General features: G+C 61.7%; 14 protein-coding genes. 7 read left to right on the top strand and 7 right to left on the bottom strand.

Annotated elements, in window-relative coordinates; translation table 11 throughout:
• Window positions 1-5: 5 nt before the first annotated feature.
• From AC25BC_RS29555 to AC25BC_RS29545, 3 genes are read right to left on the bottom strand one after another with little or no spacing between them, the layout of a single operon-like run.
• Window positions 6-1,265 (bottom strand): ABC transporter substrate-binding protein, encoded by a 1,260-nt coding sequence (locus AC25BC_RS29555; protein ID WP_003553948.1) that lies wholly within the window; start codon window positions 1,263-1,265, stop codon window positions 6-8.
• Between the two features lie 35 nt (window positions 1,266-1,300).
• On the bottom strand, window positions 1,301-2,473 hold the full coding sequence (locus AC25BC_RS29550; protein ID WP_017996491.1) for a PLP-dependent transferase: 1,173 nt from the start codon (window positions 2,471-2,473) through the stop codon (window positions 1,301-1,303).
• Complete coding sequence (locus tag AC25BC_RS29545) at window positions 2,470-3,192, bottom strand: FadR/GntR family transcriptional regulator (RefSeq protein WP_003553952.1); 723 nt, start codon at window positions 3,190-3,192, stop codon at window positions 2,470-2,472. Before AC25BC_RS29545 ends, AC25BC_RS29550 begins: the two co-directional genes overlap by 4 nt.
• 221 nt (window positions 3,193-3,413) lie before the next feature.
• On the opposite strand from AC25BC_RS29545, the gene AC25BC_RS29540 reads away from it, so the two are divergent.
• Entirely contained in the window at window positions 3,414-3,692 is a 279-nt protein-coding gene (locus tag AC25BC_RS29540; protein WP_128407619.1) for a hypothetical protein, read from the top strand.
• Window positions 3,693-4,068: 376 nt separating this feature from the next.
• Window positions 4,069-5,694, top strand: a complete 1,626-nt coding sequence (locus AC25BC_RS29535) for a carboxylesterase/lipase family protein (protein WP_128438632.1) — start codon at window positions 4,069-4,071, stop codon at window positions 5,692-5,694.
• 77 nt (window positions 5,695-5,771) lie between these two features.
• Here AC25BC_RS29535 and AC25BC_RS29530 read toward each other — a convergent pair whose 3' ends face one another.
• Window positions 5,772-6,602: an SDR family oxidoreductase gene (locus AC25BC_RS29530; protein ID WP_128407618.1), complete on the bottom strand. Its 831-nt coding sequence runs from the start codon at window positions 6,600-6,602 to the stop codon at window positions 5,772-5,774.
• Window positions 6,603-6,712: 110 nt separating this feature from the next.
• Here AC25BC_RS29530 and AC25BC_RS29525 point away from each other — a divergent pair, with 110 nt between their 5' ends.
• Window positions 6,713-7,618, top strand: coding sequence for a LysR family transcriptional regulator (locus AC25BC_RS29525; protein WP_128407617.1), 906 nt, complete (start codon window positions 6,713-6,715; stop codon window positions 7,616-7,618).
• A gap of 7 nt (window positions 7,619-7,625) precedes the next feature.
• On the opposite strand, the gene AC25BC_RS29520 is transcribed toward AC25BC_RS29525, so the two are convergent.
• The 3 genes from AC25BC_RS29520 to AC25BC_RS29510 form a co-directional block, all read right to left on the bottom strand.
• Window positions 7,626-8,516, bottom strand: a complete 891-nt coding sequence (locus AC25BC_RS29520; protein WP_012763308.1) for a LysR substrate-binding domain-containing protein — start codon at window positions 8,514-8,516, stop codon at window positions 7,626-7,628.
• 210 nt (window positions 8,517-8,726) lie between these two features.
• Window positions 8,727-9,542, bottom strand: a complete 816-nt coding sequence (locus AC25BC_RS29515) for an endonuclease/exonuclease/phosphatase family protein (RefSeq protein ID WP_017996496.1) — start codon at window positions 9,540-9,542, stop codon at window positions 8,727-8,729.
• Window positions 9,543-9,635: 93 nt separating this feature from the next.
• On the bottom strand, window positions 9,636-11,099 hold the full coding sequence (locus AC25BC_RS29510; RefSeq protein WP_128407615.1) for a phospholipase D-like domain-containing protein: 1,464 nt from the start codon (window positions 11,097-11,099) through the stop codon (window positions 9,636-9,638).
• 161 nt (window positions 11,100-11,260) lie between these two features.
• Between AC25BC_RS29510 and AC25BC_RS29505 the strand changes: the two genes are divergently transcribed.
• From AC25BC_RS29505 to AC25BC_RS29490, 4 genes are all read left to right on the top strand, one after another.
• Window positions 11,261-11,902, top strand: a complete 642-nt coding sequence (locus AC25BC_RS29505; RefSeq protein ID WP_003554004.1) for a UdgX family uracil-DNA binding protein — start codon at window positions 11,261-11,263, stop codon at window positions 11,900-11,902.
• 142 nt (window positions 11,903-12,044) lie between these two features.
• Complete coding sequence (locus AC25BC_RS29500; protein WP_026157615.1) at window positions 12,045-12,299, top strand: DUF2934 domain-containing protein; 255 nt, start codon at window positions 12,045-12,047, stop codon at window positions 12,297-12,299.
• Window positions 12,300-12,614: 315 nt separating this feature from the next.
• Window positions 12,615-12,788 (top strand): hypothetical protein, encoded by a 174-nt coding sequence (locus AC25BC_RS29495; protein WP_003554009.1) that lies wholly within the window; start codon window positions 12,615-12,617, stop codon window positions 12,786-12,788.
• Between the two features lie 172 nt (window positions 12,789-12,960).
• Entirely contained in the window at window positions 12,961-15,678 is a 2,718-nt protein-coding gene (locus tag AC25BC_RS29490) for a hybrid sensor histidine kinase/response regulator (RefSeq protein ID WP_128407614.1), read from the top strand.
• Window positions 15,679-15,690 lie beyond the last annotated feature (12 nt).

The raw sequence follows: 15,690 nt of genomic DNA, 5'->3' as shown, positions 1-15,690 counted from the left end.
GTCGCTTATTTCTTGGCGAGGAACTTCTGCTGCGCCTTGGTGAGGTATTCCGCCCACTGGTCGGCCAGATCCTTCGCCGAGATATCGCCGAGCATCGCCTGTTGCGAGGTCTTGATCGCCAGCGAATCCTTGAAGAAGGCGAATTCCTCGAGATAGGTCGGCATGACTGTTGGTACCGTGTTCGGGTCGGCCAGTTCCTCGAACCAGCCCTTGAACTGGTCACCGGCGTAGAAGGGATCCTTCTCGGCCGCCGTATAGGCCGGCAGGGCGCCGATGCGCTTGTTCCACTCGATATTGCCTTCCGGCCCTTCGAGCGTGGCGATCAGCTTCCAGGAGAGATCCTTGTTGCCGCTGGTCGTGAACATCGACCAGCCGCCATAGCCGATCGTCGGGAAGGACTTGCCGTCAGGCCCCTTCGGCAGCGGCATGACGCCGAAATCCTCCTTCTTCATGCGTTCGGCAATGGCGATCAACGCATCCGGATCCTGATCGAGGAATGCGCAGGTGCCAGAATAGAAGCCGGCGACGACCTCGTTGAAGCCCCAGTTGACGCTGTCCTTGGGCGCATAGCCCTTCTTGTAGAGATCGACCATCCATTCGATGCCCTTGGCCCAGCCGGGGCTGTTCATCGTCGAGGTGCCGTCGTCGTTGAAATACTTGTTCGAGCCGGCCATCGAGGCGGCGAAGATCATCCAGCCGTTTAGGCCGCCCGCTCCGCCGCGCATGCAGTAGCCGTATTTGCCGGACAGTTTGGAAACCTTCTCCGAAGCGGCGGTGAATTCTTCCATCGTCTTCGGCGGCGCGGCGACGCCGGCTTCGGCAAGCAGCTTCTTGTTGTAGAACATCGCCCTGAGATAGAATCCGTAGGGCAGCATATAGGCGGTGTTCTTGACGTCGCGGCCGAGTTCGAGCGCGCGCGGCGTCAGCTCCTTGGTGTGCTCCCACTTTGCAAGGTAGGGCTCTAAGCTCTCGAGCATGCCGTTATTGGCATAGAGCGACAGCCAGGTATCGGGCATTTCCATCACATCGGGCACGTCGCCGGCAGACACCATAGTCGCGAACTTCTGGAACGCCTCGTTCCAGGGCAACGAGATGATGTCGACTTTGGTGCCGGGATTGGCGGCTTCGAACTTGCCGACGATCGATTTCAGCGTTTCGGTGCGCTCCGGGCTGGTGATGACTTCGACAAGCTTGAGCGTCGTATCGGCAAAGGCCGTGCCCGCCATCATCGAAGCAAAGATCGTCGAGATTATTAGTTTTTTCATGGCTCAGTTCCCCCTTATTAGGTTTCTCTCGGGTTTCAGGATTGTGAGGCGGCGGCGAGCGCCTCCTCGATGTCTCTCCACAAAGCCTCGGTTCCTTCGAGGCCGACATGGAGACGTACGGATCGCGCATGGATGCCGAAGGCATGTGCGGAATTCGGCTGTGCTTTCTGCTGGAGCACCACCTCGCCCGGTACGATCAGGCTTTCATGTCCACCCCAGCTTACGCCCAGTTTGAAGAGCTTGAGATGATCGGCGAAGGCACGGATATCCACGCCGTCGCGGAATATGAAGGAAAACAGGCCCGAGGTGCCGATGAGGCCAGTGGGCAGACGGTTGGCGAGCCCCGGATGGCAGACCGTTTCCACCACGCCGAGCTTCTGAAGGCGCCTGGCGATTTCAAGCGCCGATGCCTCGTGGGCTTTCATGCGCAGCGGCAGCGTGCGCAACCCGCGGATCAGCAGCCAGGCGTCGAACGGCGAAAGCTTGCCGCCGAGATAGGGATAGGCCTCGGCCTTGACACGCGCGATCATCGCCTTCGAGCCGGCGATGACGCCGGCCACCACATCGCTGTGGCCGCCGAGATATTTCGAGGCTGAATGGATGACGAGATCGACGCCGAGCGTCAGCGGCCGCTGGAAGAACGGGCTTGCCCAGCTGTTGTCGATCATCGAGACGGCGCCATGTTGTCTGGCGAGTGCTGCGAGCGCGCCGACGTCATGCGCCTCCATCACCCAGCTCGTCGGGCTTTCCATGTAGAAGAGTTTGGCGCCGGGCAGCGCCTTGGCGACCGCCTCCTCGTCGCGTCCGTCGACATAGGTCACCTCGATCTTCATCCGCTTCAGGATGGTGCCGAACAGGCGAAAGGCATCGGGATAGACATGCTTGACGGCAACGATGCGGTCGCCCGGCTCGACGAAGCTTAAGACCGCCGATGAGATCGCCGCCATGCCGCTTGCAAAACCCAGCGCATCCTCGGCACCTTCGAGCTTGGCGAGCATTTCTTCGAAGGCACGCACCGTCGGGTTCAGGCCGCGCGTATAGATCGGCCGCACCCTCTCGCCGCGATAAGAGGCGATCATGTCGTCATAATCGGAAAAGGTGAAAAGCGAGGTCTGGAAAATCGGCGGCACGACGGCGTCAGCGAAGTTGCCTTCGTCGTGCGCCGTGATGAGGGAAGCAAGATCGAACGGTTCAGAGCCGTTGCTCATTTGGACATTTCCTTGATGTCTTCCTCGACGATATCGAGAATTTTCAACGTTTCGGCGCGCGCCGCCTCGGGATCCCCGGCAGCGATCGCATCGAAAAGGGTGCGGTGAAAGGGGAAGGACCGGCGCGCGAAATCCTGGCGGTCGAACGGATGCTCCCAGAAGCGCTCGAAGGTCTCGCGCATCTGCTCGAGAAGCTGGCGAAACAGCGGATTGTGGGTGGCGTCGTAGACAGCGAGATGGAAGGCCAGATCCTCCGGCCCGGAGGTACCCTTCTCCAAGTGCACCCGCTCCATCGCGTCCAGCTTTTCCTCGATGACGACGAGGTCTGTGTTCGTGCGCCGCCGGGCCGCGACCATGCCTGCCTCGCATTCGATGCCGCGTCGAACCTCCAGCGTCTGCAGCAGCACGTCGCGCAGATGAACCGTGTCGAAAGACAGCGGCATGTGGATCGTCGCCCTGGAAACCGGTTTCAGCAGATAGGTACCGCTGCCCTTACGCGTCTCGATGACGCCGAGCGCCTGGAAGTGGCGTATCGCCTCGCGAATGGTCGAGCGGCCGACGGCAAGCGCTGCCATCAGCTCGCGCTCGGCCGGAAGCCTATCGCCCGCCTTCAACCTGGCTTCCTCGACATAATCCGCCAGCGCATCGGTCACCTGACGCGCGCGGTCCATGACTGGAAGCGGCCGGATCACCGGCCTGTCGCTGCTATTTGCCTTCATGGTTCCCCATTTTCTTATCAGGCAGCCGACGTCTAGAATTGGTCTGACATCTTAGCATTTCTCAAAGATGGAAAGACGTCAAGGGGTGTTTGTTGGTCGGCCGGCCGCTCCACAATTCCCTTTGCACCTCCGAAATGGTTTCAGCGCGGCGCTTACCGCGGGCACGCAGTGGAACCGCCTCTCTCTTCAGGTGTTCCTGTCGATCAGCAGGGAGCTTTCAAATGACCTACGTCGCATCGCCAAGCTACGACCGTAACGACGCCAGCCGCGCTTCGAACCTTCGTCAGTGTCTCGAGACCGCCAGACGCCGCCTCGATGAGATATCGCACAACTCGGAAACCGAGAAAATTGAAACGCTCGTGGCTTCCGCCGTCGAGGCGGGTTGGGAAGAGGATGAAGTGCGCGAGGCCCTGAGCGCCGGCGACGAGCAAGGAAACAAGATGCCGGAGCACAAACCACCCGTCCCAACGATCGGCGTGGTCCCTTCGTCATCTTTTTGACAAGTGGCGGATGCTAGCGCGGTCCTGGCAAGCGGCGGGATCTCGGCTTATCTCGCCGTGTGATCACCTGTGCGGATAATGTTGCCCAATCGCCACCACCCAGGCGCCGATGGTGTTCCGTCAGGCATGCTCAAGACGCTCGACGTCCGGCGGGACCAAACCGCGTGGAAGCGGCCCGCCCGGCGTCAGATCTCCTGTTCATTGGTGGCCGGTCGGCAAGAAAGACTCGTCCAACCCTCCGGCATGATCCTCTCTCCGGCAAACAGTCTGACCGTGGCGTGAAAAAGCGTCGGCGCCGACCTAGTTAGTCACCGACGGCCGGGGATGGCGGCCGTCGGACTTTTGAACTTACAATCAACGACAAGAGGATAAGTTGATGAAAAGGACGTTTCTATATTATTGCACTTTGATATCCGCGCTATCGGCGATGACGGCTTCTATTGTCGGCGCGCCCGCTCTCGCCGAAGAGTTTGTTGCTTCGCAGAGCAAGACGGTCGTCGAAACCAACAAGGGCAGTCTCGTCGGCGCACTCGACGATGGCATCTTTAGCTATCTTGGCGTCCCCTATGCACATGCCGACCGCTTCATGCCGGCGGAAGAGGTCGCGCCCTGGAAAGGCATCCGCCCCGCGGTCACCCATGGCGAGAACTGCTTTATCCCCCGCATGAAGGAAGTGGCCGGCGACGAACTCTTCAATCCGCACCGCTATCTGCCGATGAGCGAAGCCTGCCAGTTCCTGAACATCTGGACGCCGGCGATCAACGACGGAAAGAAACGGCCGGTCATGGTCTGGATCCATGGGGGCGGCTTCACCAATGGTTCAGGCATCGAACTGACCTCGTATGACGGCCACAATCTGAGCAAGGACGGTGATGTCGTCGTCGTCACCCTCAACCACCGGCTCAACGTGCTCGGCTTCCTCGATCTTTCCGCTTACGGAGAGAAATACAAACGGACGGGCAATGCCAGCGTCACCGATCTCGTCGCCGCGCTGAAGTGGGTCCACGACAATGCCGCGGCCTTCGGCGGCGATCCCGGCAACGTGACGATTTTCGGCCAGTCCGGCGGCGGCTACAAGGTGCGCGCCTTGATGGGGACGCCTTCGGCGAAGGGCCTCTTCCAGAAGGCCATCGTTCAGAGCGGCTCCCGGAGCGATTCCGTCGTCGATCAGGCATCCTCGCGGAAGGTGGCCGAACTGACGCTTGCCAACCTCGGTCTCAAGGCTGAGGAAATCGACAAGCTTGCCGACGTCGACTACTACGATCTCCTTGCCGCGGCCGACAAGGCCATCAAGGACGCGACCGCCCAAGGCGCAAAAGACGCCCGCTACGCACCTGTTCAGGACGGGGACTACATTCCGGTGAACCCCGTCGGGACAGAGTGGGTTGACCAGGCCAAGGACATTCCGCTGATGGTCGGAAACACCCTCAACGAGTTCGAGACGGTGATCAATCACAAGGCGGGCGAGCTTCTTGCCGACAACAAGAACAACTGGGACGAAGACAAGTCCGAGGCCAAGCTGAAGGAGCGCTTCGCCGACAAATCCGACGCGGTCGGCAAGGCATTCATGGCGGCCTACCCCGAGAAAAAGATCGCCGACGCCTATTTCCTGGATCTGCGCTTCCGGCCGGGAGCCATCCGTGATCTCGACCTGAAGGCGAAGCAGAACGGGGCTCCGGTCTACTCCTACATGTTCGCCTACGAGTCACCGGTCCTGGATGGGATTGCCATGGCCTGGCATTGCTCGGAACTGCCCTACGTGTTTGCGAACGCCGCTCTGGTCAAGACGTCGACCGGTGGTGGGAGCGACGCCCTGGCGCTTTCCAGGAAGGTGAGCCAGGCCTGGGTCAACTTCGCGCGCAACGGCAAGCCGAGCGCCGAGGGCTTGCCCGACTGGCCGGCCTACACAACCGACAAGCCGGCGACCATGGTTCTCGACAAGCAGTCCCGCGTGTCAGTCGATCTCGATCGCAAGCTGCTGCAGGCGGCGGGCGCTCTCTAACGAGATTTGCAGGATGGGACATACGGCGCCTGACGACATCGACCAACCGGCACCGGCGGCGCATTTGCTGGTCCCGATCAGGCATCGACATCGGCTGAAATCGTCACCTCCTTGAAGGCGTCGAGTTCAGCCAACCGCTCGACCAGCGCCTTGCGGATCGAGGCATAGCTGCCGGCGCCAAGCGCCAGCCGCTTCGGAGCCAAGTGTTGTTCGGCAGCCTCGATCATCGCCTGCGCCATCTTGACGGGGTCACCCTTGGCCTCGAACCTGCCGTCGGCGATAGCGCGGCGGATGTCGCCGGCCGGCGTCGCGTCATAGGCTTTCATCGGCCGCGGCGCGACCAGCCCGCGGCCAAAATCGGTCCGCGCCGGACCTGGCTCGGCGATGATGAATTCGATGCCGAAGGGGGCGACCTCCTGCGAAACGGCTTCGATGAAGCCTTCGATGCCCCACTTGGTCGCGTGATAGAGGCTGAAATTCGGATAGGCGATTTGCCCGCCTTCCGAAGACACCTGCAGGATGCGGCCGCCGCCCTGCGCCCGCATATGCGGCAGTGCTGCCCGGATCACCTGGATCGAGCCGACCAGGTTGGTATCGATCTGATGGCGGATCTGTTCGTCGCTGACCTCTTCGGCAGCACCGAACAGGCCGTAGCCGGCATTGCTGACGACGACGTCGATCCGGCCCATCGCTCCAAAAGCGGCGTCGACGACCGAGCGCACCGTCCCATCATTGCTGACGTCAAGCGTCGCGATCCAGAGGTTGTCGCCGTAATGCGACTTCAAATCATCGAGCGCTGCCGGCTTGCGCACTGTCGCCGCGACGCGATCGCCGCGCGCCAGCAATTTTTCGGTCATGATGCGCCCGAAACCGGAGGAGGCGCCAGTAATCATCCATGTCTTTCCCATTGTCTTTACCTTTCATGCCGCGGCATTGCGGCTGCTCTTGAAGGTAAAGATAGATAAGCCTATTCCTGCTTCCATCCGTCGAATGCTGCATGAGTTGGTGAATTCTAGCCATGAATTACAAGCCGGGCCTTGCCGATCTGAGAGCCTTGTCTGCTATCGTCAACCATCGCAGCTTCCGCAAGGCTGCCGACGAGTTGGGCCTGTCGCCTTCGACGCTCAGCCATATGATGCGTTCGCTCGAAGCCAATATGGGCGTTCGGCTTCTCCACCGGACGACCCGCAGCGTGGCGGCGACGGAGGCCGGCGAGCGCCTCGTTACCCGTCTGACGCCACTGTTCAGGGATTTCGATCTGGCGCTCGAGGAGGTCAACGAATTCCGCGGCCATCCCAGCGGCACGTTGCGGGTCAATACCAGCGAGATCGCCGCGCGGGTGCTGCTCGATGCCGCCGTCCCGACCTTTCTCACCCGCTATCCCGACATGTCGCTCGATCTCGTCACCGACAATCGGCTCGTCGATGTCGTTGCCGACGGTTTCGATGCCGGCATAAGACTTCGCGAGGCGGTGCCGCTCGATATGATCGCGGTGGAATTCGGCGGAGATACCCGCTTTGTTGCCGTCGCTTCGCCGGCCTATCTGGCAGCGCATCCGGCGCCGCAGACACCGGACGCATTAAAGACCCACGCCTGCATCCGCTTCCGGCTGCCAAGCGGCAAGCTCTTCCGCTGGGAGTTCGAAAAACACGGCCACGAGCTTGCCGTCGACGTTCCGGGCGTGCTGACGCTCGACCATGTCGAGCTGATGGCGCAGGCGGCGGCAAAGGGGCTCGGCATCGCCTATGTCTCGGATCGCACCGCCCGGCCGTTTCTCGAAAGCGGCGCGCTCGTCACGGTGCTGGACGACTGGTGTCCTGCCATTCCGGGCCTCTGTCTCTATTATCCCGGCCACCGTCACGTGCCGCGGGGTTTGCGGGCCTTCATCACGGTGCTGACCGAGGTCGAGCGTCACGGCAGATAGGCCGCCTTCAGAAGGTTTCGATCCGGGAGTTGATCCAGCGGACAAAGAACGAGGCAGGCGGAGCGAGACGTTCAAAACTGCGCGCGACCAGCCAGTAGGCGCCGTGGGCAACGGCAAGGTCGGACAGGCGAAGCAACCGGCCCGCCCTGATCTCTTCCTCGGCGAAGATATCGTCCATCAGTGCTATGCCCTGCCCGCGCAGGACCGCCTGCATGACCAGCCCGCCATCGGCATAGACCGGCCCCCGCGCGATTTCCGGCATGGCGATGCCTGCCATCTCGAACCAGCGGAACCACACGTCGCGGGTCTCCTCATGCAACAGCGTATGACAGAGCATGTCTTCCGGGCGGTCGATCGCAGGCCCTCCCTTGAGCAGCGCAGGTGCCGCGACCGGCACCATCCTGACATCGGCGAGATGCCCGCTCTCCGTCCTCGGCCAGGCGGTCACGCTGGCGCTGTGGCGGATGGCGATCTCGGCCTGTCCGCCTCGGAACTCGACCAGGCGTGAATCGGCGTCGATCGTCACGTCGATCTCAGGATGCCGTTCGCGAAACTCCGGCAGGCGGGGAACGAGCCAGCACGCCGCGAAGGAAGGTTCCACGCTGATCGTCAGCGCTGCCCTCGCCGGTCGGCTGCGGATTTCTTCCAGGGATTCGTCGATCCGGTCGAAGGATGACGTCAGGATCGCCAGCAGCTTGTTGCCCGAGGCGGTCAGATGGACGCCGCGATGGCGGCGCTCGAAGAGCGCTTCGCCCAGCAACGTCTCCAGCTCGCGGATCTGCCGGCTGACCGCCGCCTGCGAGATGAACAGCTCCTGCGCCGCCCGCGTGAAGCTCTCGAGGCGGCCGGCGACCTCGAAACTCCGCAAAGCGGTCAATGGCAGGCGTCCGCGCTTCATCCATAACCTCAAGTCATTCGAGGCCGACGATAAGCTCGTTTGAAGGCGCGAGGCAAGGGGCGGCATATGATTGCGAAGGAGAGATATCGATGCGCAAGCGGATATTCGAGATCATGTTGAACGCCATCCGGCTTGTGACGTTTCAGCCATGGCTGAGTGAAAGCGCCGGCCGAAGTGACAACGGCGACAGCACCCGCTGTCGCCATGACATCAACCCGCAACCGGTTCCAGATCGATCAGCGCCTTGATCGGCAGGTGGTCGGAGGCGATACGCGCGAGCGGCGTATCATGTGCTTCCACCTCCGAGATGATCCCCTTGCGGTTGGCGATGATGCGGTCGAGCGCCAGAAGCGGCAGGCCGGCGGGGAAACTCGGGACGGCGGGCGGCAGCGGTCCGAAGGCGGATTGAAAGGTGTTGAGCGAAGACCGGTCGCCGAGCCGCCATTCGTTGAGGTCGCCGAGCAGGATGGTCGGCATCTCGTGCCTGTCGTTGATCAGTTCGACCAGCATGCGCGCCTGCTGGGCTCTGCTATGGCGCAGCAGCCCGAAATGCGCGGCGATGATGCGCAGCACCCCGCCCTTCTCGAGTTCGATCTCGGCAACCAGCGCGCCGCGCGGTTCCAGCCCCGGCAGCTTGACCTGATGCACGTCATGCACCAGCCCCTTCTTGAAGAGCACGACATTGCCGTGCCAGCCATGCGCCTTCGCCATGCCGGCAATCGGGACCGCGATCAGTCCCGTTTCCCGCTCCAGCCGCCCGAGATCGAGAATGCCGGTGCGCTCGCCAAAGCGCGTATCGGCCTCCTGCAATGCTATCACGTCGGCGCCGATTTCGTGGATGACGCGGCTGGTGCGCTCCGGATCGAAGCGGCGGTCGGTGCCGATGCACTTGTGCACGTTGTAGGAGGCGATCAGCGTCCCCGCACTGGGCGGCCTTGCCTCCGTATAGGCTGCATCGAGCCGCTTTTTCCTGCTCCTGATCGAGGCGAGAATGCTGGCGGGAAGGCTGTCTTTTCTGGCGTGCATCGGCAGGCGCACTTGTTCCGTTGATCGAAAAGGCTTGTCTCAACAGTATAGGCGGGCAAGCCGGACTTGCCACGTCCGATCACAAAAAATCCTTCAGAGATAGGGCGACCCTAGCCACAGCACCTTCTCAAGCAGCCGCACCGGGAAGGGTCGCGCCTGCAGCCCCTCAAGCGTCACGGGCGTCGCGGTTTTCAAGGTTTCCTCGATGTGCTCGTCGATCTCGGCGGCGAAGCCCTCGTTCAGCACTTCGAGATCGACCTCGAAATTCAGCCGCAGCGACCGCGGATCGAGATTGGAAGAGCCGACATAGGCCCAGGTACCGTCGATCGTCAGCAGTTTCGAATGGCTGAAGCTGCCGGTGGAGCGCCAGATGCGGCAGTAATTCTTGAGGATCTGATCGAACTGCGCCGTCATCGCCCGGTCGACCAGCACGAGGTTGTTGAGCGCGGGCACGACGATATCGACTTCGACGCCGCGCCGCGCCGCCGTCACCAGGGCGCTGATGAGTTCGCGGTCCGGCAGGAAATAGGGCGACATGATGCGGATCGACTGGCGCGCCACGGAAAAGGCGCCCATCAGCATCTTGTGGTTGGTCTCGACGCTGCGATCCGGGCCGGAGGCGACGACGCGCATCAGGATGGGATCGCCAGGACTGCGCTCCGGCGGTTCGATGCGCCAGGGCTCGTCGTTCAACAACTCCTGCGTCGAGAAGCGCCAGTCTTCGGCGGCGAGGTCGAAAAGGTCGGCCACGACGGGGCCGGTGACGCTGAAGTGCGTGTCGTGGGCAAAGCTCTCGCCTGTTGCCTCCTCGCTGAAGCCCGCCCTGATGTTCATCCCGCCCGTCAGCGCGATTTTCCCGTCGACGATCAGGATCTTGCGGTGGGTGCGCAGATTGGCATAGGGCAGCCGTAAACCCATGATGACATTGCCGTTGAAGACGGCAACGGTGACGCCGCCTTCCCTCAGATGGCCGAGAATGCTCGGCACCGAATAACGCGCGCCGACCGCGTCGATCAGCACCCGGACTTCCACACCACGGCTGGCCGCCGCAATCAGCGCATCGGCGATGCGAAGGCCGACCGCATCGCGGTCGAAAATATAGGTTTCGAGCAGGATGCTGCGCGCCGCCTCGTCGATGGCGGTCTTCATCGCCGCATAGGCCTCGTCGCCGGTTTCCAGCACATCGATCGTATTGCCTGAAGTCAGCGGATTGCGCGTCACCCGGTCGCCGAGCGTCTGCAGCGCCGCGAAGCGGCGGCCGAACTGGCTGATCACCGTCTCGGCCTCGGCATCGAAGGTCTCGAGTTCGTCGAATTCGGCCGCAAGCAGCAGCGCGTCGCGCCGCACGCTCAACGATTTGCGGCGGATGCGGTTGATGCCGGCAATCGCATAGAGCACCGCGCCGATGATCGGAGACAGAATGATGACGCCGACCCAGCCAATCGCGGCGCGCACCTCCTCCTTGGTCATCGCGGCATGGATCGCCGCGGCAGCCCCCATGGCGATCGAAACGACAAAGAGGATATGCGGCCAGTAGGTCGACAGGAGATAGAACATCGCTGGCGAATATAGCCGCGAAACGCCGGCGATCAATCACAACGCTGTTCTCTCATGACGCGAAATTTTATGCCGTGACCATTTTACCGCCGCCGCCCGCTTCACCGCGGGAACAATGCCGGCACAGATCGATTGATCCCGAGGAGATGAGGGTCGCCATCATGACCATAGCCGCAAATGTCGGTCCCGCCTGGGCGCTTGAAGTCGCGAATGCCGACAGCATTCCCGAACTTTGGCATCAGGCCGAAGACTGCACCCGTTGTGATCTCTACAGGAATGCCACGCAAATCGTCTTCGGCGAAGGCTCCGGGAAAGCCGAGATCGTCCTCATTGGCGAGCAGCCGGGGGACCAGGAGGATTTGACCGGCAGGCCCTTTGTCGGCCCCGCCGGCCGGCTGCTCGATCACTGCCTCGAAGAGGCCGGTCTCGATCGTCAACGCTGTTATGTCACCAATGCGGTCAAGCACTTCAAGTTCACGCCGCGCGGCAAACGGCGGCTGCATGCAAAACCGAATGCCGGCGAGATCAGGCGGTGCGCCTGGTGGCTCGGCGCAGAGCTCAACATCCTGCGGCCGAAGCTCGTCGTGACGCTCGGTGCAAGTGCGCTGTATGCGTTGCTTGGCCCGAAAGCAAAGCTGACGCCGGAGCGCGGCCATATCCTGCATCCGACAAACCATCCGCCTGTTCTGGTCACCATCCACCCCTCCTATCTCTTGCGCATCCGTAACGAGGCGGACCGAGACCAGCAGCGCCGGGATTTCGTGTCAGATCTGCACAAGGCTGCGGAGTTTCGGCCCCGGTAAACCTCGATTCTCAACCCTAATATGCTGCGATGCGAAATATTTCCGGTTGCGGCGCGATTTCGCTTGAAAGAGCTCCCCTCCTCTGGAACCATCCGAGCAGTATCGCGTTCGAACGACGGCATCATGTGACTGGAGATCAGCGATGGCAGAAACTCGGGAAGAGTGGATCAAAAAACGTGCATACACCCTCTGGGAAGAAGAGGGATATCCGACAGGGCGAGATTCCATTCATTGGGAACAGGCACGAGACGAGCGCGACGCGCTCGAGGGCTCTGCTGCGTCTTCCAACGGCAAGGAAGCCAAACCCAAGGCGAAGCGCAGCGTGACGGGCAGCAAGGCCAACGGCGTCGTGACACCGGCACCGAAGCGGGCTGCAAGCCGCAAGACGGCGTCCTGAACACTGGATTACCGAGCAAGTCTATTAAAAAGGGCGTCGTCGCGACGCCCTTTGATCTCGTTTTGTCATATGCCTGAATTAGTTTTGCTTTAGGGATTCCACGATGGGCTTCCATGCGGGGGTGAACAGAGGCCGAATGACGCTGCAAGCTTTGAGGCTTCCGAAAAAAGTTGAATCTTCGTCCGATAACCGGGAACAAGAAGGTGCGATGATTGTTTATGGCGCAACGAGGAAGTTGCCATGAAGGACAGTCATACCGAAATCCTCTTTTTAGCCAGCAGCCGCGCTTCGACCGCGATCGTGTGAGGGATGGAGATGTCGCTCCTCATCGTCGCCGCGCTGCTCTACCTCGGTCTCGCCCTTGGCTTCATCCTTGTCGTCGATAACCTCGTCGGACTGGTTTTCCGCGATCCCCGTGCGCCCGCGCAGTTGCCCTTCTTCCACATCGGCCGCGCTTTGGTCGCTTCACAAAAGCTCAATCAAAAATAACCTCCCGGGCACCGCCGCAAACCGCGAAAAGCGTTGAACACCCGGCAGTCAGGGATATTTCGATCGCGCCCTTTTCCTCCCATCGTTAGCCTCTATGTTGAAGCTTTGGAAGGGCTGGACCCCGAGCCGACCGATCACATCGGTGCGGCAGACGACAAGGAAGCGATTTTGAATGAGAAGCGTCGGGGACGGCTGGCCGAGAGGTGGAGGCGAAATCGGCGAATTGTTACGGCATCCGGATTTCCACGCCGTCGGTCTCGGTCCGGTCGAAAGCTGGCCTGCCTCTCTCAAGCACGTCGCCGAAATGGTGTTGAATTCCCGCCAGCCCAAATTCGTCGCCTGGGGTCCGGATCTCGCTTTTCTCTACAATGAAGCCTATGTGCCCGTTTTCCCCGAGCGGCATCCCGATGCCCTCGGACGACCCTTCCGCGAGGTCTGGGCAGATATCTGGGAACAGTTCTCGCCGATCGTCACCAGCACGCTCGAAGGCAGTTCGCAGCTCTTCAAAGAGCTGCTTATCCCGATGCGCCGCGACGGCCGTACCGAAGACACCTGGTTCACCTTCTCATACACGCCGCTGCGCGACGATGACGGCAGGGTCGCCGGCATCCTCTGCGCGGCCCTTGATGTTACCGACCAGGTGTCGGCCAAGCGCGGCGAACAAAGCGCGCTGGAAGAACTGCGTGCAAAATCGGAGGCACTTGCGGTTGTCAACCGGGCGGGTGCGGCGATCACCGCCGAGCCCAGTGTCGAACGCCTCACCCAGATTGTCGTCGATGCCGGCGTGACGCTGACCGGCGCGGAATTCGGCGCCTTTTTCTACAATGTCGATGATGGCGAGGGTGGCAGCTACATGCTCTATGCCCTCTCCGGTGTCGATCGGAAGAACTTCGAGAAATTCCCGATGCCGCGCAATACCAAGGTCTTCGCGCCGACCTTCAACGGCGAAGGCATTATGCGCTCCGACGACATCCTGCTCGACCCGCGCTACGGGCAGAATGCGCCGCATGCTGGCATGCCGAAGGGCCATCTTCCCGTCAGGAGCTATCTTGCCGTGCCGGTGAAATCACGCGACGGCGGCGTCATCGGCGGCTTGTTCTTCGGCCACGGCCAGCCCGGCCGTTTTTCCCAAGCGGCCGAGGCGAGCCTCGTCAGTCTCGCCGGCCAATCGGCCGTCGCGATCGACAATATCCGGCTTTTCCGTGCCGCCAAAATCGAAATCGACCAGCGCCGCAATATGGAAGATCAGCTGCGGAAACTTAATGAAATGCTCGAGGTCCGCGTCGCGGCCGAGATTGCCGAGCGCCAGCAGGCCGAAGCAGCGCTCCAGCAGTCGCAGAAGATGGAATCGATCGGCAAGCTCACCGGCGGCGTTGCCCATGATTTCAACAATCTGCTGCAGGTGATCTCAGGCAACCTGCAGCTTCTGGGCAAGGACGTGGCAGAGAGCGGTCGGGCCAAGGAACGCATTTCCAACGCGCTTGCCGCCGTCGAACGCGGCTCGCGGCTGGCAAGCCAGTTGCTCGCCTTCGGCCGCCGGCAACCGTTGGAGCCGAAGGTCGTCAATATTGGCCGTCTCGTCACCGGCATGGACGACATGCTGCGCCGCGCGCTCGGCGAGGAGATTGAAGTCGAGACCATGGTCTCAGGTGGGCTCTGGAACAGCTTTGCCGATCCGACCCAGATCGAGAACGCACTGCTCAACCTTGCGATCAACTCCCGAGACGCGATGGCTGGCCCCGGTAAGCTGACGATCGAGGTCGGCAACGCCTTCCTCGACGACACCTACAGCCGCACCCATCCTGAAGTCACCGCCGGCCAATATGTCGTGCTGGCGGTTACCGATACCGGATCCGGCATGATGCAGGAGGTCATAGAACAGGCCTTCGAGCCTTTCTTCTCGACCAAGCCGGAAGGCAAGGGTACCGGTCTTGGCCTGTCGATGGTCTATGGCTTCGTCAAGCAGTCCGGTGGCCACGTGAAGATCTACAGCGAGATCGGCGAAGGCACGACCGTCAAGCTCTATCTGCCCCGCTCGTTCCAGAGCGAGGATCGCATCACCAATGTCGACAGCGTGCCGGCGACCGGGGGCACGGAAACCATCCTCGTCGCCGAGGATGACGAGGGTGTGCGCACGACTGTCGTCGAGATGCTGACGGATCTCGGCTACTACGTGTTGAAGGCCAAGGATGCGCAAAGCGCGCTCACCGTGATCGAAAGCGGCGCCCATATCGACCTGCTCTTTACCGATGTCGTCATGCCCGGGCCGTTGCGGAGCCCGGAGCTTGCGCGCATGGCACGCGAGCGTCTGCCTGACATCGCCGTGCTCTACACATCGGGCTATACCGAAAATTCGATCGTCCATGGCGGCAGGCTCGATCCCGGCCTCGAACTGCTCTCCAAACCCTATACGCGCGAGGAACTCGCCCGCAAGATCCGCCACGTGCTTACCATCAGGACGCAACGCCGCCAAGGGGCGAGCGATGCCGCGGTGGCCGCTCCCAAACATCCCGAGGTCGCCCGTGAAAAGCTGAAGCTGTTGCTGGTGGAAGACGACGCCTTCATCCGCATGGATACCGCCGAGCTTTTGCAGGATCTCGGCTATGACGTCATCGAGGCTGATAGTGGCGAACGGGGCGTGGAAATCCTCCGACATACCATCGTCGACATCATCGTCGCCGATGTCGGCCTGCCCGGCATGTCGGGTCAGGCCTTTGCCGCGAAGGCGCGTGAGGCCTTTCCTTCGGTCGGACTGGTCTTTGCCACCGGCAACAGCAGCCTGCCGGATGCAAATCATCTCCCCGGCTCGGTGCTGCTGTCGAAACCTTTCAGCAGCATAGCGCTCGACCAGGCGGTCAAGAACGCCGTCCAACAACGGCCTGGCGTGTAGGCCAGTCACGAT

It is taken from the genome of Rhizobium sp. WSM409, from assembly GCF_057653825.1.
This window is presented reverse-complemented; position numbering and strand designations above follow the sequence as displayed.